The 24623-nt window shown below is 33.5% G+C and carries 21 protein-coding genes and 4 tRNA genes; 12 read left to right on the top strand and 13 right to left on the bottom strand.

Annotation, left to right across the window (positions count from 1 at the left end):
- Positions 1 to 114 precede the first annotated feature (114 nt).
- The 4 genes from H3T83_RS01130 to lptC are packed head-to-tail and all read right to left on the bottom strand — an operon-like array spanning position 115 to position 3387.
- Positions 115 to 1530, bottom strand: a complete 1416-nt coding sequence (locus H3T83_RS01130) for an RNA polymerase factor sigma-54 (RefSeq protein WP_110453334.1) — start codon at positions 1528 to 1530, stop codon at positions 115 to 117.
- Positions 1531 to 1536: 6 nt separating this feature from the next.
- Entirely contained in the window at positions 1537 to 2262 is a 726-nt protein-coding gene (gene lptB / locus H3T83_RS01125; RefSeq protein ID WP_034902834.1) for an LPS export ABC transporter ATP-binding protein, read from the bottom strand.
- Positions 2263 to 2817: a lipopolysaccharide transport periplasmic protein LptA gene (gene lptA, locus H3T83_RS01120; RefSeq protein ID WP_081300035.1), complete on the bottom strand. Its 555-nt coding sequence runs from the start codon at positions 2815 to 2817 to the stop codon at positions 2263 to 2265.
- A gap of 3 nt (positions 2818 to 2820) precedes the next feature.
- Positions 2821 to 3387 (bottom strand): LPS export ABC transporter periplasmic protein LptC, encoded by a 567-nt coding sequence (gene lptC, locus H3T83_RS01115; RefSeq protein WP_198214841.1) that lies wholly within the window; start codon positions 3385 to 3387, stop codon positions 2821 to 2823.
- A 412-nt stretch (positions 3388 to 3799) separates the two neighbouring features.
- Here lptC and H3T83_RS01110 point away from each other — a divergent pair, with 412 nt between their 5' ends.
- Complete coding sequence (locus H3T83_RS01110; protein ID WP_198214840.1) at positions 3800 to 4393, top strand: CHAP domain-containing protein; 594 nt, start codon at positions 3800 to 3802, stop codon at positions 4391 to 4393.
- Positions 4394 to 4489: 96 nt separating this feature from the next.
- On the opposite strand, the gene yccX is transcribed toward H3T83_RS01110, so the two are convergent.
- From yccX to manD, 5 genes are all read right to left on the bottom strand, one after another.
- Entirely contained in the window at positions 4490 to 4768 is a 279-nt protein-coding gene (gene yccX / locus H3T83_RS01105; RefSeq protein WP_065578099.1) for an acylphosphatase, read from the bottom strand.
- A gap of 33 nt (positions 4769 to 4801) precedes the next feature.
- Positions 4802 to 5485: a GntR family transcriptional regulator gene (locus H3T83_RS01100; protein ID WP_065578100.1), complete on the bottom strand. Its 684-nt coding sequence runs from the start codon at positions 5483 to 5485 to the stop codon at positions 4802 to 4804.
- A 184-nt stretch (positions 5486 to 5669) separates the two neighbouring features.
- Positions 5670 to 7151 (bottom strand): mannitol dehydrogenase family protein, encoded by a 1482-nt coding sequence (locus tag H3T83_RS01095; RefSeq protein ID WP_198214839.1) that lies wholly within the window; start codon positions 7149 to 7151, stop codon positions 5670 to 5672.
- A gap of 48 nt (positions 7152 to 7199) precedes the next feature.
- A complete protein-coding gene (locus tag H3T83_RS01090) occupies positions 7200 to 8534 on the bottom strand; it encodes an MFS transporter (protein ID WP_081300034.1) in 1335 nt (444 codons plus the stop codon).
- A 24-nt stretch (positions 8535 to 8558) separates the two neighbouring features.
- Positions 8559 to 9773 (bottom strand): D-mannonate dehydratase ManD, encoded by a 1215-nt coding sequence (gene manD / locus H3T83_RS01085; RefSeq protein WP_034902860.1) that lies wholly within the window; start codon positions 9771 to 9773, stop codon positions 8559 to 8561.
- A 309-nt stretch (positions 9774 to 10082) separates the two neighbouring features.
- Here manD and H3T83_RS01080 point away from each other — a divergent pair, with 309 nt between their 5' ends.
- Positions 10083 to 10655, top strand: a complete 573-nt coding sequence (locus H3T83_RS01080; RefSeq protein ID WP_110453088.1) for an aminodeoxychorismate/anthranilate synthase component II — start codon at positions 10083 to 10085, stop codon at positions 10653 to 10655.
- A 1-nt stretch (position 10656) separates the two neighbouring features.
- Positions 10657 to 12396 (top strand): aminodeoxychorismate synthase component I, encoded by a 1740-nt coding sequence (pabB, locus tag H3T83_RS01075; protein WP_198214838.1) that lies wholly within the window; start codon positions 10657 to 10659, stop codon positions 12394 to 12396.
- A 61-nt stretch (positions 12397 to 12457) separates the two neighbouring features.
- Here pabB and H3T83_RS01070 read toward each other — a convergent pair whose 3' ends face one another.
- Genes H3T83_RS01070 through H3T83_RS01060 form a run of 3 tightly spaced genes read right to left on the bottom strand, consistent with a single transcriptional unit; the run spans position 12458 to position 15939 of the window.
- Positions 12458 to 13042 (bottom strand): ABC-type transport auxiliary lipoprotein family protein, encoded by a 585-nt coding sequence (locus H3T83_RS01070; protein ID WP_198214837.1) that lies wholly within the window; start codon positions 13040 to 13042, stop codon positions 12458 to 12460.
- A complete protein-coding gene (pqiB, locus tag H3T83_RS01065) occupies positions 13042 to 14679 on the bottom strand; it encodes an intermembrane transport protein PqiB (RefSeq protein ID WP_065578105.1) in 1638 nt (545 codons plus the stop codon). Before pqiB ends, H3T83_RS01070 begins: the two co-directional genes overlap by 1 nt.
- Before the next feature lie 15 nt (positions 14680 to 14694).
- On the bottom strand, positions 14695 to 15939 hold the full coding sequence (locus H3T83_RS01060) for a PqiA/YebS family transporter subunit (RefSeq protein WP_165601682.1): 1245 nt from the start codon (positions 15937 to 15939) through the stop codon (positions 14695 to 14697).
- Between the two features lie 435 nt (positions 15940 to 16374).
- Here H3T83_RS01060 and recA point away from each other — a divergent pair, with 435 nt between their 5' ends.
- The 8 genes from recA (at position 16375) to H3T83_RS01020 (ending at position 21591) form a co-directional block, all read left to right on the top strand.
- Positions 16375 to 17421: a recombinase RecA gene (recA, locus tag H3T83_RS01055; protein ID WP_034903468.1), complete on the top strand. Its 1047-nt coding sequence runs from the start codon at positions 16375 to 16377 to the stop codon at positions 17419 to 17421.
- Positions 17421 to 17921, top strand: coding sequence for a regulatory protein RecX (locus tag H3T83_RS01050; RefSeq protein ID WP_086356861.1), 501 nt, complete (start codon positions 17421 to 17423; stop codon positions 17919 to 17921). The genes recA and H3T83_RS01050 overlap by 1 nt, the downstream gene beginning before the upstream one ends.
- 192 nt (positions 17922 to 18113) lie before the next feature.
- Positions 18114 to 20747, top strand: a complete 2634-nt coding sequence (gene alaS / locus H3T83_RS01045; RefSeq protein WP_198198408.1) for an alanine--tRNA ligase — start codon at positions 18114 to 18116, stop codon at positions 20745 to 20747.
- Positions 20748 to 20889: 142 nt separating this feature from the next.
- Entirely contained in the window at positions 20890 to 21090 is a 201-nt protein-coding gene (gene csrA, locus H3T83_RS01040; protein WP_065578109.1) for a carbon storage regulator CsrA, read from the top strand.
- A 123-nt stretch (positions 21091 to 21213) separates the two neighbouring features.
- Positions 21214 to 21306 (top strand) — tRNA-Ser (locus H3T83_RS01035).
- A 17-nt stretch (positions 21307 to 21323) separates the two neighbouring features.
- A tRNA-Arg gene (locus H3T83_RS01030) sits at positions 21324 to 21400 on the top strand.
- An 18-nt stretch (positions 21401 to 21418) separates the two neighbouring features.
- Positions 21419 to 21495: transfer RNA gene (locus H3T83_RS01025), tRNA-Arg, on the top strand.
- A 19-nt stretch (positions 21496 to 21514) separates the two neighbouring features.
- Positions 21515 to 21591: transfer RNA gene (locus tag H3T83_RS01020), tRNA-Arg, on the top strand.
- Between the two features lie 627 nt (positions 21592 to 22218).
- Here H3T83_RS01020 and H3T83_RS01015 read toward each other — a convergent pair.
- On the bottom strand, positions 22219 to 22488 hold the full coding sequence (locus tag H3T83_RS01015) for a DUF4190 domain-containing protein (protein ID WP_034903477.1): 270 nt from the start codon (positions 22486 to 22488) through the stop codon (positions 22219 to 22221).
- 775 nt (positions 22489 to 23263) lie between these two features.
- On the opposite strand from H3T83_RS01015, the gene serS reads away from it, so the two are divergent.
- On the top strand, positions 23264 to 24556 hold the full coding sequence (serS, locus tag H3T83_RS01010; protein ID WP_198214836.1) for a serine--tRNA ligase: 1293 nt from the start codon (positions 23264 to 23266) through the stop codon (positions 24554 to 24556).
- Positions 24557 to 24623 lie beyond the last annotated feature (67 nt).

Below are 24623 nucleotides of genomic sequence, written 5' to 3'. Positions count from 1 at the left end.
TTAATTCAATTATTGATAATATATTTAAATCATCAAAATCAATCAGTTATTAACACAATCGCATTCAAAGGGAATAGAAATATTTAATCTAATTAATAAAATAGTTTATTGATATTAAAGCTGTTTGCGTTGATTTGAAGGTGGTATTGACAATGCCTCACGATATTTTGCTACCGTTCGCCGAGCAATAATTATGCCTTGATTTTCAAGGATTGAAACTAATTTGCTATCACTCAAAGGTTTTTTTGCATCTTCCTCGGAAATATATTTTTTAATTAATGCCCGAATGGCTGTGGACGAGGCTTCGCCACCAGATTCAGTATTAACATGGCTTGAGAAAAAGAATTTTAACTCAAAGATGCCAGTTGGGCATTGTAAATACTTTTGTGTTGTTACTCGTGATATTGTCGATTCATGCATATCAATTGCCTCGGCAACATCAGACAAAATCATTGGTTTCATATATTCAGCGCCATTTTCAAAAAAAGCTTGTTGATGCTCAACAATAAATTGACTCACTTTTAATAGTGTCTCATTACGATTTTCGACGCTTTTAATAAACCAATTTGCATCTTGCAAATGTGCGCGAATATATTGGCTGTCGCTTTCATTACTAATTTTTTCCATTGCCGCATATTGTTGATTAATACGCAGAGTCGGAACAGTATCGTTATTTAATTCAGCAATCCATTTGCCATCAATCTTTTTTACCACAAGATCAGGAATAACATAATCCGGAGGTAAAGTATTGACCGAATCACCAGGATAAGGTTGTAAATGCTGGATAAAATCAATCGCCTCTTTTAACTGTTCATCGGTAGCATTTAAGCGTTTTTTCAATGTTCGATAATCATGATTTGCTAATAAATCTAAATAGTTATCAATAATCTGTTTAACTAATACCGGCGGAGTTAGATGCTGAGTTTGAATAGATAAACATTCTTGTAACGATCTGGCTCCAACTCCGATTGGATCAAAATGCCAAATTCGCTTTAAAACAGCCTCAACCTCATCAAGTTCAATTTGACTATTACCTTGTTCTTCTAGAATTTCTTCACTTGAAACGGTTAGATAACCTCTGTCATCAATAGCTTCAATAATCGAAACAGCAATTGCACGATCAATGTCACTAAATGGTGTTAAATCTAATTGCCATTTTAAATAATCATGCAAGGTTTCATGTGTTTCACCTTGATAGATTGGTAATTCATCAGTACGATAATCTGAATAGGTTCCTGAGGGTGTACCTGCAGTGTAAATATCATCTAATGAGGCATCTAACGGAATATCTTCAGGAATTTCTTGACTATCCAATGCTTCACGGGTATCAATATTTTCGTTTAGTTCATCTTGTTCAACATTAACCTCATCATACTGATCGGCAATCTCTAATAATGGATTGTTTTCAAGTACAGTTTGAATTTCTTGACGTAATTCTAAAGTCGACAATTGCAACAATCGAATAGCTAATTGTAATTGTGGCGTCATTGACAACTGTTGTGAAACCTTCAGTTGTAAGCCTTGTTTTATCATAATCTATAATCTAAATTCATGTCCTAAATAAACACGTTTAACATAGTCATTATTTAATATACTGTCTGGTGTACCTTCAGCAATTAAATGTCCTTTATTCACTATATAGGCACGTTCACAAACATCAAGTGTTTCACGAACATTATGATCAGTAATCAGTACCCCTAAACCACGATCACGTAGATGTTTAATAATATTTTTAATATCAATAACCGAAATGGGATCTACACCAGCAAATGGTTCATCAAGTAAGATAAATTTAGGGTTTGCTGCCAATGCTCTAGCGATCTCAACTCGTCGTCGTTCGCCACCAGATAATGATTGACCAACATTGTCTCGGATATGGGTAATATGAAACTCTTCAAGTAGCTCTTCTGCTCGATTTATCTTTTCATTTTTATCAATATCATTACGCGTTTCTAAAATAGCCATAATATTATCAATAACTGAAAGTTTTCTAAATATTGACGCTTCTTGAGGCAAATAACCTATTCCTTTTTGCGCTCGCTCATGTAATGGCAAGATACTGATATCATGCTCATCAAGGTAGATTTTACCAGCATTTAAAGTCACAATGCCAACCACCATATAAAAAGTGGTAGTTTTACCAGCACCGTTAGGGCCAAGTAAACCAACAATTTCACCTGAGTTTACTGTTAAACTAACATCTTCAACAACTCGTCGTTTTTTATAAACTTTAGCAAGATTTTCCGCTTTTAAAATTGCCATTTATTTATTCATCTCTTTTACTTGACTTGGAATAATAGTGCTTTTTACCCGACCTTTTTTGCCTGGTTGTGCAACAATTTGCTGTTTTTTCACATCATAAGTAATGATTGAGCTACTGATATGATTATCTTGTTGAAATAGTTCTGCATTACCTTGTAATACTATGTTATTTTCCTTAACATTATAGATAACCTGTTGTGAATGACCGGTCACAATTTTATTATTTTGTGGAAGAATTTGTTTATATTTTACCGGTTTACCATATGCAGTTATTTTTTGTTTACTGGTGTCTTGCATATCAGTAATTACCACTTTATCTGCCCATATGGTCAAACCTTCTTGGATAATCTGGACATTCCCATTAAAAGTAATAATATTTTTTTCAATATCTATTTGCTGATTATCTGCATCAACTGTAATAGGTTTATTATCGACAAACATCTTTTGATCTTTTGAGGCAGATGAAGCGGCTTCATTAGGCTCATCAGCAAAACAAGCAAATGATGCACATAGCATAAAAAATAACGGAAAAAATTTCTGTTTTTTGGATCTCATTTTTTATTGAGCCTCACTATTATAAAAGGTTTTTATATTCTCAAGTATATTTGCCGTTTTTTCTCGTAAATTACCGATTAAACCCAAACCAGTTGAGAAAAAACCAACTCCCTTAATTTTTACTGGATCATCAGACGTTACCAGTTGTGTTTTTAAATCAACTATAGCATTATCAGTTAACACTTGTTGTAATTGCGATTCTGGGGTTAAATTTGTTAACACGACATCTTGATAAAGGTAGATCAATTTATCATTAGTCAAAGTTGCGCGTTTTGCTTTAATATGCCAAGTAGCCGCATGATCCTGATCGTAAAGTGTCACATTAGGTAAATCAAAATCAGTACTTTCATTATTATCAAAATGCTTTACTTTGCCAGATTCAATTTTATATACCATATTACCTGATAAATCATAGACATTGGTTACCATATCATCACTTTGATAAATTGGTGTTTCCGGCAGACTTGCATTTGATGGCGAGCTCGACACCTCATCATCTTTTTGATAACTATAATAAACACCAATTATCAAAATAAGAAGTAAGAAACAGATTAAATTTTTTTTATTCATACTTTACGTTAATTACCTTTATAAGATTAATCAATAACGCAGGCACACTATTATGACAAATCATCTAAATATTAGCTCATTTTACTTTATTTTTTATTAAATTAATATCTGACATTGCAAGAAGTTAAATGACATTCTGATAATGATTGATAAACATTAGTATTAATAAGATAACGGTCTCAAAGCATCTTAATAGATACGTTTTACAGTGTTTAATAATGAATACATAACAATGAGCTTTTCTTTTAATTTAAATAAAATATTATTTTTTAATTGAAAAATTAATTGCTCAGATATAGCAATTAATATATACATTTTTTACTAATAAATAACTATTATAATTAATTTTTAAGGCTAAAATTTAGACATAATCACCTAATAAGGATAAAAAAAATATCAATAGGAAATCAATATGTTATTTAGATTAAAAAACAGTCTCTATTTATTAATTGTTTTATTCATGCTGGAAGTAGGTAGTTTTTATCATTATGCTTATGCTGATTTAAATGTTAATGAGAGTAAAATTGGCACGGTCATCGACGAGTTTAATGGTGTTAAAGTCTACTATAATGGCAATATCAATCATGTTAGTAGTCGCAATGTAGCTAAAGATGGTTATAATTTAGGTCTTAAATATCAATGTGTTGAATTCATTAAACGCTACTATTACGAACGTTTCAATCATAAAATGCCAGATAGTTATGGCCATGCAAAAGATTTTTTCGATGATTCCATTCCTGACGGTAAAATAAATACCAGACGTAATTTACTTCAGTTCCGTAATGGATCAACGACCAAACCCAAAGTAGAAGATATTATCGTACTGGGATGGTCTCAATATGGTCATGTTGCTATTATCAGTAAAGTTAGCGACAATGAAATTGAAATTGTTCAGCAAAATCCTGGCCCTAACGCAAGTAGCCGAGTAACTTTCCCGTTAATTTATAAAGATGGATTATGGAAAATCGAAGGTTATCGTGTTTTCGGCTATTTGCGTAAACGTTAAATATTAATTAAATAATGCTTTATAAATATTAGCCATATATCATAGCGTTGATTAGCCAACTAATTATTATTGCAATAAAACATATAATTTATAAAGTTAATATTTGATATGAAAACCGACTAACTGGCTTTCAGGAATTAATTCCATAACATTCACTGCAGTTATACGGGCTGAAACTGGCCCGCCCTGTTCAAGCCATTGTATTAATTTAGCGATTGATATGTTATCCCCTTGTATGACTATTTCTACATCACCATTATCTAAATTTTTAACATAACCAACTAAACCTAGTTTGGTCGCTTGTTGATAAGTAAAAAAGCGAAAACCAACGCCTTGTACACGACCACACACTCGAATTTTAACTTGTCGTATCATAATAGAAAGTCTCAATTATTATTTACTAATAAGCTAATCAACAAACCAATCATTCCGTTGTTGTGACACTATTTTTATTGTGTGTAAAATAGTAGATAGATGTTCATGCAGCGCCAATGCCGCCATTTCCGGATCATGTTTTTTTAGTGCAATAACGATTTTTTCATGCTGCTTGACTAAATCCTCTGGTGGAGATATATCTTCTAAGGTGAGATATCGAACTCGGTCCATCATTGCCTTGATATTTTCGACAGTTTCCCAAGCCATTGGACAATCGATAACATTCATTATAATTTGGTGAAATTCGTCATCTTTTTCCAAAAAAGCGCGAATATCTTTACGGTTATTGGCATCTACCTGTTCGGCAAGATTTTTATCCAATAATACCAGATCAGCACTGGTTATTTCTTGCGCAACCCGTTTGATAATTGCACACTCAACAGCTTCACGAATAAATTGCCCATCAATCACTTTTTTAATCGAGATTTTTGTTACAAATGTACCTCGCTGTGGCAGAATTTTAACTAATCCTGCTTCGGCTAATTTGATAAATGCTTCACGGACTGGTTGGCGTGATACATTGAATTGACTTGAGATCTCTTTTTCAGAAAGTAGAACTCCCGGTAACACCTGACATGTAATAATCGCCCTTCTTAATGCGCGATAAACCTGCTGATTAACCGGTTCAGAAATATTTAATTCAATAAGTTTAAACATATACCATTTTTATGTAATCAATTAATTACAATAAATAGTAGGTGATTTTTAAATATAAGAAAAGTTTTTTTAAAAAATACTATATATATTAAATAACTAGAATGATGATTATAGAAGGTGTAATGACTTAAATAAGCTATTACACCTTAGTTATTATCAATTATTGTTAGTTTCATTTATAGTGCTAAAAAAGTTCAGTTAAATTTTTAACTGTCTGTTTAGCACCTAAATCTCGTAATGACAGATAGGCATTTGTTACCTTATCGACAAAAAGTTGATTATGTGGCAAGTCACTACCAAACACATGACTTAAAGACAATAACGCTTTTACTCTATTTTCATCATCGGCACTATTTGCGACAAGATCGGTTATTTGCATAATTGACGGATCACTCACTTCAATAGCTTTACCCACATCATCAACCCCACTAACGTAGCGCATCCAAGCTGCTACCCCTAAAGCAAGACAATCAAATGCAGTATTATCAGCTAAGTGATAACGAATTGAATCAAGCATTCGTTGGGGTAACTTCAATGTCCCATCCATTGCAATTTGCCATGTCCGATGTTTTAAACCAGTATTTCGATAACGATCAAGTAGAGATTCAGCATAAGCAGGTAGATCAACATCTTTAACTCGCAACGTCGTTGCTTGTTCATTTAGCATTAAATGCCTAGCTGCTGTAACATAATTAACATCCTGCATACATTCATCAATATGTAAATAACCAGCTAGATAGCCTAAATATGCAAAAAATGAATGGCTACCATTTAACATGCGTAACTTCATTTCTTCATATGGCAATACATCATTAACTAATTCTGCACCCGCTTTTTGCCATTGGGGGCGACCTGCCACAAAATTATCCTCAATAACCCATTGTCTAAATGGTTCGCCGGCAATACCGGCGGGATCATCAATACCACCTAGTTGTTTATTTATTTTTGCCATAGTTTCTGGCGTTGCGGCTGGTACGATTCGGTCAACCATTGTAGATGGAAACGTAACATTATCATCGATCCATTGGGTTAAATCAGAATCTCGTTGTTTAGCCAGTGCTAAAACCACATTACGAGTAACATGACCATTTTCAGGCATATTGTCACAAGACATAACCGTGAAAGGTTTTAATCCCTGCTCTTTACGTAAACGCAACGCTTCAACAATGACACCCGGAACGGATTTAGGTGCATGAGGATTGGCAATATCATGACTAATTAATGGATTATTGGTATCAATTGATGCTGTCGATGGCAGATAACAATAACCTTTTTCGGTTACCGTTATTGACACAATCGCAATTTCTGGACGGGTCATCACATCTAAGACTTTTTGTATTCCATCAATATCTGCATGTAATGCTTCTTTTGCAACGCCTACAACACGAGTATTCCAGTTATCATAGGACATTTCACATACACTGAATAAACAATCTTGTTGTTTTAAATCTTGGATTTGTGCTTCACCACCAATCAAGTTAACTTCACAATATCCCCAATCGCTATCATGCTGTGCAGCTAGTATATCCGTATAAACTGCTTGATGAGCACGATGAAAAGCGCCAAAACCAAGATGAACAATTTTGGTTTTAATTTTGCTTCTATCATAAGTTGGAACAACTACCTCCTTAGGTAGTTGTGATAAAGTTTGATTTGATAATCTCATAAAAATCTCTGATTAATAATTAATTGAAATAATCATTATTTTGTCGTTTTATTTTCCTACCCATTGTTGGTATTCTTTATTAATTTTATTAGGTGCTGTTTCTGGCAATAACGCAATACCAATAACTGATAAAATACCTAATGTACCAACATATAAGGCTAAACCAGAATAATGTCCACTACACATTTGTAAAATCTTAACCGCACAAAGCCCTAAAATTCCACTGCCAATTAATGAGCCAACCTGCCATATCAACGCAATACCACTACAACGAATTGCGGTTGGAAATAATTCAGGGAAGAATGATGCTTGTGGCGCATAACACATAGCATGCCCAATAGGTAAAACGATTATCATTGCCAACTGAATTAAAATATAATTCTGTGTATTGATCATTAAGAAAAATGGAACAATAAAAATTACTTGCAGAAGAGCGCCAAGTATATAGACTCTTTTTCTTCCCCATTTATCCGATAAAGCGCCCATTAACGGGATAGTAAAAATCTCGATGACTACAGCAACAATTATTGCATCTAATACATAACTTTTATTAAATTGATTAACATTTACATAGGCCAAAACAATCACTGTAAACATAGCAAATGAACATGCTTCAATTAGTTTTGCGCCAACCCCTTTAGCAACAATCCCCGGATAATTTTTCATAACATCTTTCAGCGGCATTGAAGATTCAACAGCTTTAGTTTGTCTAATTTTTTCAAAAACTGGTGATTCGTCAATACGTAATCGGATAAATAATCCCAATATTACCAAAAGTAAACTTAATAAAAATGGTATTCTCCAACCAAAATCAAGCATTTGTTCTTCTGAAAGTAATGATGTTAATAAAGCAAAAAGTGCTGAAGGTAACAAAAAACCAAGTGGTGCGCCTATTTGTACCCAACTAGAGAAAAATCCGCGCTTTTTAGGTGGAGAATATTCCGCTGTCATCAACACAGCACCAGCTTGTTCACCACCGACACCAAATCCTTGCAAAACTCTAATTAAAATTAGAATTACAGGTGCCCACCAACCAATTGATGCATAAGTAGGTAATAAACCAATAACGAATGTTCCTAATCCAACAATTAAAATAGTAATGACTAACGCTTTTTTTCTTCCTACTTTATCGCCCATATGACCAAAAACAATACCACCAATAGGTCTTGCAAAAAAACCTACGGCATAAGTAGCAAATGCAGCAAGAGTACTAATAAAAGGATCATTACTAGGAAAGAACAGTTGACCAAAAAAGAGTACCGCTGCAGTCCCATATGCAAAAAAATCATAATATTCTGCAGCGGTTCCAATTGATGATGCCACAGCTACACGTCTTATGATATTTCGTTTTTCTTTTTCTTCTATTGTTTCTAAAGTTGACATATTAATTTCCTTAATTTTTTCTAGTTACCAATTCCACAATGTGCCATCTTCTAGACGAGCAATTGGCAAATAAGCAGGATTGTATGGATATTTTGCAGCAAGTTTTTCATCAAAATCGATTCCTAATCCAGGTTTGTCACTTGGATGCATATAACCATCATTAAAGGTCCAATTAGGAGAGAAAACTTCTAACATCTGTTCGGAATAACCCATAAATTCTTGTACACCAAAGTTAGGTACCCACATATCAAAATGCAGAGCTGCTGCATGACAAATTGGCGATAAATCAGATGGACCATGTGAACCAGTTCTAACTTGATAAAGTGCGGCAAAATCAGCAATCCGGCGCATATGTGTAATACCACCAGCATGAGTTATGGTAGTTCGAATATAATCAATCAGTTGTTCTTCAATTAACTGTTTACAATCCCAAATGCTATTGAATACTTCACCGACAGCAATTGGTGTTACGGTATGTTGACGAATTAAACGGAAGCACTCTTGATTTTCTGCAGGTGTCGGATCTTCCATCCAAAATAGGCGATAATCTTCAATACTTTTACCAAAACGCGCAGCTTCAATTGGCGTTAAACGGTGGTGCATGTCATGCAATAGATGTTCATTAAAACCAAATTTATTTCTTACTGCTTCAAATAATTTTGGTGTGAAATCAAGATATTTATCGGTTGCCCAAAATTGCTCTTCTGGATAGTTACCTCGAGTAGCCGGTTCGTAAGCTAAGTTTTTACCTTTACTTTGACCGTAAGTGGTCTTCATTCCCGGAATACCACATTGAACGCGAATGGCTTTGAAGCCCATCTCTTTATGTTTTGCATAATCATCTAGCGCTTCTTCAATATCTTTACCAGTGGTATGGCAATAAACCATAACACCAGTACGTGAAGCGCCACCTAATAACTGATAAAGTGGCATATTGGCTACTTTACCTTTGATATCCCATAACGCCATATCAATTGCTGATATTGCTGACATGGTCACTGGCCCACGACGCCAATAAGCACCTTTATAGAAATATTGAAATATATCTTCAATTTGACTAGCATCTCGCCCAATTAACTGTGGGCAAAGATGATCTTTAAGATATGATGCGACAGATAGCTCTCGTCCGTTGAGTGTCGCATCACCAACTCCATATACGCCTGAATCTGTAGTGATTTTTAATGTGACAAAGTTCCTTCCTGGACTACACACAAAAACTTCTGCTTTTACGATTTTCATTTAATACCTCTGAAAAATGATTAACGAACAAACTTTAATCTGAATAATACTACCATACAAGTAGATTAGATTATTAATGTGATATGGATCACATTAATATTAACTTTATGAGAAATAAGTAATAAAAAACCCCGCTCCTCAATTTTTTTGAAAATTTTTGAGGAACGGGGTTTTTAAATGTCTAATATAGTCTTAGATAGTTTTTTAATAAGTAATTAATTACTTTATATAGCATCGCTTTTTATAATAGAATCACCAGTCACTCGTTAAAACCTCCTTTTTTATAATTATTAAGCATTGGGTACTACTTTGATTCTTCTAATTGATAATTACGATTCTTTTACTTTTAATATCTATGATTACCTTTGCCGTGCAGGAGCCGAAGTTATGGTCATCAAAAATGATGAAAAGTCTATTGATGAATTAAAGCAATTATCGTTTTCCAAAATGGTCATTTCTCCGGGGCCGGGAATACCCGATAATGCCGGAATATCATTATCGGCGATCAATTGTTTTGCTAATCACCGCCCAATCCTTGGCATTTGTTTAGGTCATCAAGCGATTGCCCAATATTTTGGTTATAGCATTGTTAAAGCCCCAGTACCAATGCATGGTAAAATTGATGAAATTACTCATGATGAGCAAGGCTTGTTTGTCGGGATTAAAAATCCACTATCTGTTGTAAGGTATCATTCTCTAATTGCCCAAACTAATTTGCCATCAAATGAATTACCTTTAATAGTCACCGCTAAAAATAGGCAAGGATTAATTATGGGATTACGCCATAAAACACTGCCAATTGAATCGGTACAATTTCACCCTGAAGCAATTAAGACAGAATTTGGTTTAAAAATAATTAGCAACTTTGTTAATGGTAATTAAAATGAAAATTTATATCGATTTTGAAGGTGAACGTAAATGTTTTTGTGATCCAATCAAAATTATAAAATCAAACGATTATAGATCTATTAAACAGCTCATTGATCAGATAGAAAACTTCACGAATAAAGGGTATTACGCTTGTGGTTATCTTGCTTATGAAAGTGCTATGGGGTTTAGTGAAAACAATAAAACCAAAATTATAAAAAGCTCAAATCTTGATTTACCATTACTATTATTTGGTATTTTTGATAAGTATACGAGTGAGCCGATTCCAGATTCAAATCACTTTTCACCACTATCGTTAAAGTTATCTTGTGATACTGATATTAACGAATATCAGCAAAAAATTGACTATATTCACTCGCAAATTGAATTAGGTAATACTTACCAAACCAATTATACCATCCAATTTAGTGCACCATTTAATGACGATCCTTTAGATTATTATCACTTTCTAGAAAAAAATAATCTTGCCAATTATTGTGCCTATATAGAATTTGAAAATTATCATATCTTATCTATCTCTCCTGAGCTATTTTTTAAACTAGAAGATAAAACTATTACAACAAAACCAATGAAAGGTACTACCGCACGAGGATTGACGACACAACAAGATAAACAACAAATAAAGTTGTTGAAATCAGAAAAAAATCTTGCAGAGAATATGATGATTGTTGATTTACTGCGTAATGATTTAAGCAAAATTTCAAAACCTGGTTCGGTAAACGTTCCACATTTATTTACCGCAGAAAAATATCCAACGGTATGGCAACTAACCTCGACTATTCAAGGAATAGTAAAAGATAATATTAACCTGTATCAACTATTGCAAGCACTGTTCCCATGCGGCTCAATCACTGGAGCGCCTAAAGCAAGTACCATGCAAATTATTAGTAATATTGAGAATTCAGCTCGTGGCGTATATTGTGGTTCAATTGGTTATATTGAACCTGTTATGAAAAAGGCGATATTTAATATTCCAATACGTACCTTAACCATTAATAATCAACAGTTAAATTATGGTGTTGGCGGAGGTATTACCTGGGATTCAAGCGCCGATGATGAATATAATGAAGTCCTAGCGAAAACAGCTATTTTGCATAGAACTTTATCTATGCCTGAATATATTATTGAAACCTTATTGCTAGAAAATGGAGAGTTTTGGTTACTTAATGCACATTTGGACAGATTGGACAACTCAACGCAATATTTTGATTTTACATGTGATATTCAAACAATCAAACAGACATTAACTAAGCTAGCCCAAAAATATCCATTAGGAAAATATAAAGTCCGACTTTTGCAATCAAAATCTGGACAATCGGAAATAAGCATAGATTTGCTTACCACCTCAATGGTGATTAATAATATAGCTTTTGCGCCTAAAAGTGTCGATAAACACAATGTTTTTCTCTATCATAAAACAACCAATCGGCAACATTTTCCTCAATTGACGATTGGTCAAGAATTTATCAATTATAATCAACATGATGAAATAACCGAGTTTGTTAATGGTAATATCGCTTTATTAATTAATGATGAGTGGATAACGCCTGCCATTACATCAGGATTATTAGCTGGCACAATGCGACAACATTATTTAAAACAGCATAAATTAATTGAGAAAACGATTAACAAAAAAGATATTTTACTGGCCGACAAAATAGCATTTATTAATAGTGTTCGTGGTTGGATTGAGATTGATGAGCAGGTATTTAGTGAATTGAAAAAACAGTTATGATAATTTGAAATCAAATACTGATAACATTCCGCCATTATATCGGCGGAATGTTAAACAATAACTAATATTTGATTGAATTTGCAAATTCAAACTCTTCATCTTGCCAACCTTGCGATAAGGCTTTTACCAGTGCGTCATAACCATTTTTTGCCAATGGCACATGACGATCAATAAATTTAGTCCTAATTTGTCCTTTATTATCTGTCACTACCCAGCGTCCTTTTATCACTGCATCACCATTATAACTACCATGGAAACCATCAATAAAAAGCTTAATTGTTAAGGTCGGTGTAGTAATAGATTTGGTTGAAACTAAATAATTAGGTAAAAGTTGGGTTAGATCCTGAGCTAATCGATCTGCAAATTGTTGAGACAGTGTCGATGCCCATAAATTATTGGTTGCTGTGACATATTTTATATCTTGTGTTTGTAAAACAATACCTGATTTATTTAAAAAACTAGCAACTTCAATAGATTCAATCCAAATAAACTTATTGGTCGAGCGAGTCGTCATTGAATCAGCATTAACTAAATTACTTGTTAATTGAAAATAATTTTTTTCTGGAGTATTCGACGAACAGCCTACCATTACCGTTAATAATGCTATCAATAGTGTAATTTTAAAGCTTCGAATCAATTTTAACATTATTTGTTTCCTCTAGCTTTTGGTTCTTGATCTGTTTTGTTTGGTGCAGAAAAGATCAATGAGTTACTTTTATTGTTTAGCGTATGGAGTAAAGGTGTTAATTCATCCATCATTTGCTGAATTTTTTGTAAGCTTTCATTCATTTGTGTATTAAGTTGTGAACCTGGTTGTATTCCTTTCATCGCTTCATTTAACGAACGCATAGCTTTTTGTAAATCTTTTGGCATATTTTGCATCTCTTTGCTTGCCATAATTTGATTGATGGTATTCATTAAGCGTTCACTAGATTGTAAAGATTTATTAAATTGTTCCATAGTATTGGTAACTGGTAAATTATTAAAATTATCTAATAATTGCAGTATTTTTGCTTGAATTTGCGCAAATCCAGTTGATGTAGATTCAATCGTATCGTACCCATATTGTTTAGCCAATTTAGTATCATATTTGTCTTTTAACTCTGGATAAAAATCTAAATCAATATAGAGCGCCCCCGTAAACATATTTGAAGTCTTTAATGATGCTCGCAAACCATTTTTTTGCTCATTTATAATTAAATTAGCAATATCTATCTTATCTTCTACCAATTCAGCTAATCTGTCAGGTTCGATTTTGATTAGTATCGGTACTCTTTGATTAAGGATTGATCTTTCTTGCAACATTTCTGTGGTATAAAACGGCACTTTACTTACTGTACCGAGTCTTATGCCATGATATTCAACTGGCGCACCTTCGGTTAAGCCAGAGATTGAATCATTAAGCATGATAATAAATTCCTTATAATCGGTATATTGGGAATCTTGAATTGATTTTCTATCTTCATATAACTTATATACATCATGTTGTTTAGCAGGTTGTCCCAATTTAGCGCCATCAGGTAAATCAAAGCTGATACCACCTGACATTAGAACATCTAAAGAAGGCACATCTAAGCTGGCACCACGAGAAGATAGCGATAAATTGATTCCCCCCTCTTTCCAAAACCGTACATTTTCAGTTACTAATGCATCATAAGGCGTGGTAATGAAAATTTGATACTTCATTTTTCGTGCTTCAACATCAAATTCGGATGTCTCAACATTACCGACATGATAGCCGCGAAACATTACTTTAGCGCCACGGGGCACAACACCGCTTTGATCGCTATCTAAATTTAAACGAATTCCTTTTATGCTTGGATCGGATAATGGCGGTGTATCAGACAGCACAAATGGATTGTTTTTAAAGCTATGAGTATCATTACCGGAAACAAGCTCAATATAAACACCGGATAAAATAGTACCTAGCCCTGTTACACCATCACGACCAATTTCAGGTTTAACTACCCAAAATATCGAATCATTTTTCAATAGCGGATTCATATCGTTATAAATTCTACCTTTAATTACGACTTGTTTGTAATCATCAGATAATGTCACTTCATCAACAATACCAACATCAACACTACGATTTTTTATAACTGTTTTACCGGCCACAATACCACTTGCATCTTTAGCTAATAAGGTAAAAGAAGTACCTCGATCAGCAAAATGAGCATAGATAATCCATAAACCAACAATTGCGGTAACTATGGGAATAATCCATATTGCTGAAATTGCTCTAATTTTAATTATTTTTGCTAACTTACTTGAGCTTGCCATATTATTCCTATTATTTTATTTTCTAGTTGGTATTCGATCCCATAGCAAACGTGGATCAAATTTTTGGGATGCAATCATTGTAATGATAACAACAGTGGCGAAAAAACTTACCCCTATATCAGGATATACGCCCATCATCTGTTGATTTCTTACTAAAGAACACACGACCGAAACCACAAAGATATCAATCATTGACCATTTACCAATAAATTCAACAGCATTATATAATTTCTTCATTTTTAGACAATTACGTTTTTTCTTATGCTTAACTGCCAAAGCAAAATAACAGAGCAAACTAAGTGAAATAATTTTTAAAATGGGGATAACCACGCTAGCAGCAAAAATAATTAACGCTACCGGTACATCACCAGCTTGCCACATATAAATAACGCCATCCATAATCGTCGAACTTGAAGGTGACCCAAATACTTCAGTAATCATGATGCCAAATAAATTAGCAGGTATATAAATAATCAGTGAAGTGACTAATAGTGCAATCGTCCACTGTATTTTATCTCTTCCTCTAAGTTGGCTTTTTTGTTTACATCTTGGACATTTAGCATACTCAGTAGGAACCATTGCATGACAACAACTACACAATTTTATATTTTGATAAATTCCTGTTTTACCCACTTGTAACGGTTTTAAGGTAAAATTATTACGATGGATTTCATTCCATATTTTTCCTGGTGTAAAAATAACTAATGCTTTGATATAAAAGAAAACAAACAAACAAAACGCCCAAAATGTTCCTGTAACACCAAGGCTGCCATAACTCATTAATTTAACAAAACTAACTAAAATTCCTGTCAAAAATATTTCAGGCATACACCAATGCTGAAATTTTTCATACACGATCAAGAGATCTCTTTTTCGATATTTAGTCAGTTTTATTTTGCAACAAAGTAATACAATAATAGATAAATTGAGTAATGGAAAAACGAGCACAAATAGAACAAATAGTGCGGAAATATAGCTATATCTATCAAAAAAAAGTGTTTTAGGTATATCCAAAACACTTACACCATTAATATTACCAACTAAATTAATATCAATAAATACAAAACCACAAGCGACAACAAGCATAATTAATGAACAAAATGCATACATTGCCGCACGAAACTTCATATTGTTCTGATTTTTAAACAATGTCGTACCACAGCGAGGACAAGTTGCTTTATGACCAATTGCAACATCTGTTAATTCGATAACCAAATCACAATGGGAACACAATACATAATCTTGATTATCAACAGTCATTATTTTCCTTTATTTGATAGTGTATTAATTAGTAAAGATGTTTTTGATTAGCATAACGTTTAGGTATAAAAAATTGCCAATATTTATTAAACGATTATGTTATGGGGTAATTAATTTAATACATCAATAATGGCCAACAGCTTTTGAGGTTAATCATACCAAATGCTTCTTTTTTATGAAAGTATAACCTAATTAAATTAGCATAATTTGATTATTATCATTTTTCCAAATGACAATATGAAGATCGTTATTCTAAATAACGCTTAAGATAACGTTTAATTAATTGAATAGCGGGATTTATTAATAAATATTAAGAAAATTTGTGAGTAATTTCACATAATTAATCAATTTAAGGCTGTTTATAAAAAAAACTTGATACTGTATAACAATACAGTATAATGTGTTTCATATCCTTACTTATTGGAATTTAATTATATGAATGAAAACAAACAACGAGCACTTTCAGCAGCATTAAGTCAAATCGAAAAACAATTTGGTAAAGGTTCAATAATGCGTTTAGGCGACACACAAACCTTAGATGTGGACGCCGTTTCAACTGGTTCTTTGGGATTAGATATAGCATTGGGTATTGGTGGCTTACCAATGGGCAGAATTGTTGAGATCTTTGGACCTGAGTCATCAGGTAAAACAACGTTAACATTATCAGTTATTGCACAAGCACAAAAAGAAGGTAAAACCTGTGCATTTATCGATGCTGAACATGCTTTAGATCCAATCTATGCTGCAAAATTGGGGGTTCAAGTTGATGATTTATTAGTTTCACAACCAGATACAGGTGAACAAGCGCTTGAGATTTGTGATGCATTGGTTCGCTCTGGCGCAGTAGATGTCATTATTGTCGACTCAGTCGCAGCATTAACACCGAAAGCGGAAATTGAAGGTGAAATGGGCGACTCGCATATGGGATTACAAGCACGTTTAATGTCTCAAGCATTACGTAAATTAACCGCTAACATCAAAAATGCTAATTGCCTTGTCGTTTTCATCAACCAAATTCGTATGAAAATTGGTGTTATGTTTGGTAATCCTGAAACAACTACTGGCGGTAACGCATTAAAATTCTATGCTTCAGTGCGTTTAGATATCCGTCGTACTGGTGCAGTAAAAGAAGGCGAAGATGTTATCGGTAGTGATACTCGTGTAAAAGTGGTTAAAAACAAAGTCGCTGCACCATTTAGACAAGCTGAGTTCCAAATTCTTTATGGATGTGGTATATCAAAAGAAGGCGAATTGATTGATTTAGGTGTTAAACATAAATTAGTTGATAAAGCCGGTGCATGGTATAGCTATAATGGTGAGAAAGTTGGACAAGGTAAAGCTAATTCAATTAAGTTTTTACAAGAACATCCTGAAATCGCTACCGAACTTGAAACCAAATTGCGTGATTTATTATTAAATAGTCCAGCTGTTTTCTCTGCTGAAGATGAAGAATCTACAACAGAAGATGAAAATTTCGAATAATGTCACACAATCTTAATAAATTAATTTTAGCTAAAGCTGTGCAATTACTTGCACAGCGTGATCACTCTTCATATGAACTTACCAGAAAATTAACTTTATTTTTTAGTAAAAAAATAAAATGTATAGAAGATGATTATCCAGAAGAATTAAGCCAATTAAAGATACAAATAGAACATGTTATTAAACATTGTACTCATCAACATTGGATGGATGATGAGCAATATATTGAAAAATATATATTTATGCGTGCGAATAAAGGTTATGGAAAATATAAAATTAGTTTGGAATTAAAGCAACGAGGATTATCATCCGATCTTAATAAAAAGCTATTAAATTTAGCTGATATTAATTGGTCTGAGATAGCTTATCAACAATTGTTGAAAAAGTTCAAACTTATTGATCCTAAAAATAATCAACAAAAACAAAAAGTAGCACAGTATTTAACCTCTAGAGGTTTTACACAAGGTGATATAAAAACTGTGTATAGTTTGTTGACTTAAACTATTATAGTCCCTACAATACTAAACAGAATGAATGCCCATTGCGTAAAAAAGCTCTCAAGATCTTTTAATTTTATTCCTTACTAATAGTAATTAGTTCAATCGCTGTATTAAGAATATTTACTTTTCAACTTAAGTTGTAACGGGTATATTACTATGTCTAAAAATTTATCGTTTAATATGGAAGCATAAATGAAAAGCACTGCAGAAATTCGTCAAAATTTTCTTGACTTTTTCCATAGCAAAGGACACGAAATTGTTGCGAGTAGTTCCCTTGTTCCACACAATGACCCAACACTTTTATTCACAAATGCGGGAATGAATCAATTTAAAGATGTTTTTCTTGGTATTGATAAACGATCTTATACCAGAGCAACGACATCACAACGTTGTGTGCGAGCTGGAGGCAAACATAATGACCTTGACAATGTAGGGTATACTGCTCGGCATCATACTTTTTTTGAAATGTTAGGAAACTTTAGTTTTGGCGATTATTTCAAACATGACGCGATTCATTTTGCATGGGAATTACTTACCAGTGAAAAATGGTTTAACCTACCAAAAGATCGTTTGACAGTAACCGTGTATGAAACCGACGATGAAGCTTATGCAATCTGGGAAAATGAAATTGGTATTCCAAAAGAGCGTATTATTCGCATAGGTGATAATAAAGGTGCACCATATGCATCTGATAACTTTTGGCAGATGGGAGATACCGGGCCTTGTGGACCTTGTACTGAAATTTTTTATGATCATGGTGATCATATTTGGGGAGGTCCTCCAGGAAGTCCTGAAGAAGATGGTGATCGTTTTATTGAAATTTGGAACATCGTTTTCATGCAATTTAATCGCCATGCTGATGGAACAATGGAACCATTACCTAAACCTTCCGTTGATACAGGCATGGGGCTTGAACGAATCGCAGCAGTATTACAACATGTCAATTCAAATTATGATATTGATCTGTTTAAAAAATTAATAAAAGATGCTGCGCAAATCATCAAAACTAATGATTTAGAAAGTAAATCATTACGAGTTATTGCTGACCATATCCGCTCTTGTGCATTTTTAGTTTCTGATGGAGTTTTACCTTCCAACGAAGGTAGAGGCTATGTATTACGTCGAATTATTCGCCGAGCTGTACGTCATGGACATATGCTAGGCGCTAAAAATATATTCTTTTATAAGTTAGTTAAGCCGTTAATTGATGTAATGGGAAGCGCCGCTAATGAATTAGCAAATAACCAAAAATTAGTTGAAGAAACTTTAAAAATAGAAGAAGAACAGTTTTTAAAAACATTAGAACGAGGCTTATTTTTACTTGATCAAGAGTTAGGTAAGATTACTAATGCAATACTACCTGGAGATGTTGCGTTTAAACTGTATGATACTTACGGTTTCCCATTAGATCTTACTGCTGATGTATGTCGTGAAAAAAATATCACTATTGATGAAGACGGCTTTAATCAATGCATGGAAGAACAACGAAAACGAGCTCGTGAATCAAGTTCATTTAGTGTTGATTATAGCAATATGATTAAACTTGATGATAAAACTGAATTTTTAGGGTATAAATTTACCGAATCATCAGGAAAGGTCATTGCAATTTTTCAAGATGGAAATAAAGTTGAAGCTATCAATGCCGGCGATACCGCAGTTGTCATCTTAGACAAAACACCATTTTATGGTGAATCAGGCGGACAAGTTGGTGATAAAGGTGTATTAAGCTCAGCAAATCTATTATTCGATGTGACTGATAGCCAAAAATATGGCAAAAGTATCGGTCATATTGGTAAAGTCACCAAAGGAACATTAAAAGTTGGTGATATTGTAACCGCTGCAATAGATGTAGAACTACGGGAACGTATCCGTCGTAACCATTCAGCAACACATTTATTGCAAGCTGCTCTACAACGTATTTTAGGAAATCATGTACATCAAAAAGGATCACTAGTTAATGACAGTTACCTTCGATTTGATTTCTCGCATAATCAAGCTATTACGCAAGAACAAATTGTTGAAATTGAAAATCTAGTTAATCAACAGATACGTCGTAACTTGCCAGTCGACATAGAACTGATGCCTATTGATCAGGCTAAAAATAAAGGTGCTATGGCATTATTTGGAGAGAAGTACGAAGATATTGTTAGAGTATTAACCATGGGCGATTTCTCTATTGAACTTTGTGGTGGCACACATGTTGATAGAACTGGAGATATAGGCCTATTTAAAATCACTTCTGAATCAAGTATTGCCTCAGGAGTACGTCGCATCGAAGCCACATCAGGACAAAATGCGATGGATTATATACACCATGAATCCAATTTATTAAATCAAATTGGACAATTGGTCAAAAGTGATAAATCAGCGGTGTTATCACGAATTGAGCAATTGCTCGATCAAACTAAAGCATTAGAGAAAGCAATGGAGCAGCTAAAAGCCCAACAAGCTAGCCAACAAAGTGGGCAATTGCTTGATCAATGCGAAAAAATAAATAATAAAAACTTGCTAATTGCTAAACTTGATAATGTCGAAGCAAAAATGTTACGCACTATGATTGATGATTTGAAAAATCAATTAAAAACCGGCGTAATTATTTTAGCAGCTGTTAATGGTAACAAAATCAATTTAGCTGCCGGTGTAACTAATGATTTATTAAGCATTGTTAAAGCTGGTGAATTAGTATCTCAATTAGCATTAAAAGTAGGTGGTAAAGGTGGTGGGCGGCCTGATTTCGCCCAAGCAGGTGGAATGGATCTTTCAGCGTTACCAGAAGCGTTATCTTCTGTGAAAAAGGAAATCAGTAATAAATTACAAGCAAGTTAGCCAGATGTGCTCCAGTGTTTGTTTGTTAATTAAACATTAGAGTATTTCTGTAAATTCCGTCTTTCTATCTTATTGATGGGGGGCTGACGAAGCTATATCTTAAATTGTTTGGATATATACTTAACTGATATTAGGAGATCTAATGTTAATTTTAACTCGGAGAGTAGGTGAAACACTTATAATTGGTGACGATGTTGTTATTACCGTTTTGGGCGTGAAAGGTAATCAGGTCAGAGTCGGTATTAATGCACCTAAAGAAGTTTCTATTCATAGAGAAGAAATATACAACAGAATTCATCAATCGCAAGATAAAAGTGATGAATTAGTTCAGCCCAAAGAGTAATATTGGGTACGAAATAAACAACTAGCACTTGTTCTTAAAAAAATGTTTGACTTATTTTTTCTAGAACGTAATATGTGCGCCACACATTATGATTTTGTTGTTGAAGCAAAATCATAATGTTTTGGTGAGATGGCCGAGAGGCTGAAGGCGCTCCCCTGCTAAGGGAGTATGCGGTCAAAAGCTGCATCGAGGGTTCGAATCCCTCTCTCACCGCCATTTACAAATTAAAATATGCATCCGTAGCTCAGCTGGATAGAGTACCCGGCTACGAACCGGGCGGTCAGGGGTTCGAATCCCTTCGGATGCACCATTTTATAATATTCAATACGCATCCGTAGCTCAGCTGGATAGAGTACCCGGCTACGAACCGGGCGGTCAGGGGTTCGAATCCCTTCGGATGCACCATTTTTTTACGAACTTACACGCATCCGTAGCTCAGCTGGATAGAGCACTCGGCTTCGAACCGAGCGGTCAGGGGTTCGAATCCCTTCGGGTGCGCCATTAAGCATCCAAAAGCATTTCGATTTCTTACACTCAAAAAAATTATAATTTATATAAACTCCAGCTGAACTGTTAGCCATGCCTTGATCTCCATTAGATATTTCTCTTTACATATTTTGATAAAAACAAGGGACAAGAATAAGACAAATACTTTGTTAATAATCATCAACCCTGTTTATAGATTGAAATGATAAATATATAAGAATAATCTTTTAAATATAAATCTAATAAAACACAAAATATAATAAACTTGATTAACTACCCTACCTACCCCCTTACCTGACTCAAAAACGGCTAATAACGCTCATTTATAGCCTTTTAAAAAGCATATAATCTATGACTGTACTCGTTATACCTTATCCAATCCAATCATTACTGTAAAATTCGAATATCGCGAGATGAATAAAAAACTCAAAAGGCAATAGTTAAACATGCAGAAAAAATCTAGATGAAACGTTTTATGGATTAAAAAGAAATGATTCTATATTTAAAAAGAATACGACATAAATGAAAATATAGATTTGCAAAGATAGAAAAATAACAAATTTATTATATTTTACTTTTAGATCAAAAAAAGCTGACTTTGTCAGCTTCAATTAATAATAATTTTATATTTTAGTTATATAATTAGGCAAATGATAATAATGCGCCACCAATCACAACTATCAATAAGACCCATAGTGCAATAGCAATAATTCCGCAAACCATCCCGGCTGTAGCAAAACCAGCACCATTTTTATTATTATTTCTTATATCGCCCTTAGCAATAGCGCTTAACACTATAGCAACAATAGCCACAGCAATACTTAAAAGTCCCATTGGAATTAATGATACAATCCCACAAATCATTCCTGCTATAGCAAAACCACTTGTTGGTTTATTCTGTTGTTGTTCCATTTACCTTCTATCCTGTAAAAATTTTGAAAAGTTAAAATAAATAAATAGCAATTAAGTATAATATTATCGTTTTTGCAAATCAATATAAGATCCATTCAATGCGAACTATCACCAATTATCAAATAGTTCACTGAATCCCTCAAAAAACTTATAAGGGATAGTTGATGAAAAAGAAAGCTAAAAAGTGTTTAAACCTTTTTCATTGATTATTTTAACTTTTAGATAAGACTTTGATGGATAGAAAATTGTCGATAACAATAGTAATCCAAACGAAACAACTAAAAATTCTAATAATATCTATATTAGAAAAATATAGTTTCAGTAGTAAATAAACGATTTAAAATTTGGTTTATTACTTTTGAAAAAAAGAATAATAATTTTTATAGAAGGAACAACGTTTTTAATATTATATATTTTACTAAAAAATGACTGTTAATAACTTGTATTTGTATTTGCTTTTATTAATAATAGTCACCTGAAAATATTAAGCAAGATACACAACAGTAACAAACACAAAAAATAATAAATTTTATATGTATAGTATTTTGACATATAACGAATGATTATTTTCTTATCCAATTAAATAAATTTATGAATATCATTTAGCGTTGTTCGGGCCTGCCACTTCGGTTGAATCCCAAAACAATTCTAGTATACTTAACTCACGAATTTCATATGTGTTATTAATCATACTTTTTTATTTATATGTTTTGTTAGCTGTACTAAAATAAGAAATTAAATAAATAACATTAATAAACAATAATGGACTCTTTTTATGTTGGACCCAAATTTACTTCGAAATGAATTAGATCTCGTTGCTAGCAAATTAGCACGTCGTGGATTTAAATTAGATGTTGAGACAATTCGACAACTTGAAGAAAAACGTAAAACACTACAGGTTGAAACAGAAAACTTACAAGCACAGCGCAATGCACGCTCGAAAGCAATTGGTGAAGCCAAAGCACGTGGCGAAGATATTTCAATACTGCGCGAAGAAGTAAACAAACTTGGCGAGAAGCTTAATAGCGCAAAAACAGAGCTTGATAAACTTCTTAATCAAATTAAAGATATTTCTGCCAACATTCCTAATATTCCTAATGATTCAGTGCCAGATGGTAAAGATGAGAATGATAATGTTGAAGTTTCTCGTTTTGGTACCCCACGAACCTTCGATTTTCCTATTCAAGATCATGTTGCATTAGGTGAACGTTTTGGTGGTCTTGATTTTGCTGCTGGTGTAAAATTAACTGGCGCACGTTTTGTGGTAATGAAATCACAAATAGCACGTTTACATCGTGCAATTACGCAATTTATGCTAGATCTACATACCGAACAACATGGCTATGCTGAAATTTACGTACCATATCTAGTGAATCAAGCTACGCTTTTTGGAACAGGTCAATTACCTAAATTCGCAGGAGATCTATTCCATACTAAACCTCTTGATGAAGAGTCAGAAAGCAGTAATTATGCATTAATTCCAACTGCTGAAGTACCAGTTACTAATTTAGTGCGTGATGAGATTCTTGATGAAAGCGTATTACCATTAAAAATGACAGCTCATACACCTTGTTTCCGTTCTGAGGCTGGATCTTATGGTAAAGATACCCGTGGCTTAATTCGTATGCATCAATTTGATAAAGTCGAACTTGTACAAATTGTTAAACCAGAAGAATCAATGCAAGCATTAGAAGAATTAACTGCACATGCTGAAAAAGTTTTACAATTATTAGAATTGCCATATCGTAAAATTGTACTTTGTACTGGAGATATGGGCTTTGGTTCTTGCAAAACTTATGATTTAGAAGTTTGGGTACCAGCACAAAATACTTATCGTGAGATATCTTCATGTTCAAATATGTGGGATTTCCAAGCACGTCGTATGCAAGCTCGTTACCGCAATAAAGCTGATAATAAAACCTATTTAGTACATACACTAAATGGTTCAGGTTTAGCTGTTGGACGTACACTGGTTGCTATAATGGAAAATTATCAACAAGCAGACGGAACAATTAAAGTACCATCAGTATTAGTGCCATATATGAATGGCCTTGAAGTTATTGGTTAGTTTTATAATTTCATATATTCATTGTAGCGCTATTCATTAGCGCTATTTTTTTATTAATTAAGGTAAA

The sequence above is a fragment of the Gilliamella sp. M0320 genome, from assembly GCF_016101635.1.
Taxonomy (GTDB): domain Bacteria; phylum Pseudomonadota; class Gammaproteobacteria; order Enterobacterales; family Orbaceae; genus Gilliamella; species Gilliamella apis.
This window is presented reverse-complemented; position numbering and strand designations above follow the sequence as displayed.

What these genes read in the sequence shown, in the direction of transcription:
- lptB (WP_034902834.1), bottom strand. Translation starts at nt 2,262, where the DNA reads ATGGCAATTTTAAAAGCGGAAAATCTTGCTAAAGTTTATAAAAAACGA.
- lptA (WP_081300035.1), bottom strand. Translation starts at nt 2,817, where the DNA reads ATGAGATCCAAAAAACAGAAATTTTTTCCGTTATTTTTTATGCTATGT.
- lptC (WP_198214841.1), bottom strand. Translation starts at nt 3,387, where the DNA reads ATGAATAAAAAAAATTTAATCTGTTTCTTACTTCTTATTTTGATAATT.
- H3T83_RS01110 (WP_198214840.1), top strand. Translation starts at nt 3,800, where the DNA reads ATGTTATTTAGATTAAAAAACAGTCTCTATTTATTAATTGTTTTATTC.
- yccX (WP_065578099.1), bottom strand. Translation starts at nt 4,768, where the DNA reads ATGATACGACAAGTTAAAATTCGAGTGTGTGGTCGTGTACAAGGCGTT.
- H3T83_RS01100 (WP_065578100.1), bottom strand. Translation starts at nt 5,485, where the DNA reads ATGTTTAAACTTATTGAATTAAATATTTCTGAACCGGTTAATCAGCAG.
- H3T83_RS01095 (WP_198214839.1), bottom strand. Translation starts at nt 7,151, where the DNA reads ATGAGATTATCAAATCAAACTTTATCACAACTACCTAAGGAGGTAGTT.
- H3T83_RS01090 (WP_081300034.1), bottom strand. Translation starts at nt 8,534, where the DNA reads ATGTCAACTTTAGAAACAATAGAAGAAAAAGAAAAACGAAATATCATA.
- manD (WP_034902860.1), bottom strand. Translation starts at nt 9,773, where the DNA reads ATGAAAATCGTAAAAGCAGAAGTTTTTGTGTGTAGTCCAGGAAGGAAC.
- pabB (WP_198214838.1), top strand. Translation starts at nt 10,657, where the DNA reads ATGAAAATTTATATCGATTTTGAAGGTGAACGTAAATGTTTTTGTGAT.
- H3T83_RS01070 (WP_198214837.1), bottom strand. Translation starts at nt 13,042, where the DNA reads ATGTTAAAATTGATTCGAAGCTTTAAAATTACACTATTGATAGCATTA.
- pqiB (WP_065578105.1), bottom strand. Translation starts at nt 14,679, where the DNA reads ATGGCAAGCTCAAGTAAGTTAGCAAAAATAATTAAAATTAGAGCAATT.
- H3T83_RS01060 (WP_165601682.1), bottom strand. Translation starts at nt 15,939, where the DNA reads ATGACTGTTGATAATCAAGATTATGTATTGTGTTCCCATTGTGATTTG.
- recA (WP_034903468.1), top strand. Translation starts at nt 16,375, where the DNA reads ATGAATGAAAACAAACAACGAGCACTTTCAGCAGCATTAAGTCAAATC.
- H3T83_RS01050 (WP_086356861.1), top strand. Translation starts at nt 17,421, where the DNA reads ATGTCACACAATCTTAATAAATTAATTTTAGCTAAAGCTGTGCAATTA.
- alaS (WP_198198408.1), top strand. Translation starts at nt 18,114, where the DNA reads ATGAAAAGCACTGCAGAAATTCGTCAAAATTTTCTTGACTTTTTCCAT.
- csrA (WP_065578109.1), top strand. Translation starts at nt 20,890, where the DNA reads ATGTTAATTTTAACTCGGAGAGTAGGTGAAACACTTATAATTGGTGAC.
- H3T83_RS01015 (WP_034903477.1), bottom strand. Translation starts at nt 22,488, where the DNA reads ATGGAACAACAACAGAATAAACCAACAAGTGGTTTTGCTATAGCAGGA.
- serS (WP_198214836.1), top strand. Translation starts at nt 23,264, where the DNA reads ATGTTGGACCCAAATTTACTTCGAAATGAATTAGATCTCGTTGCTAGC.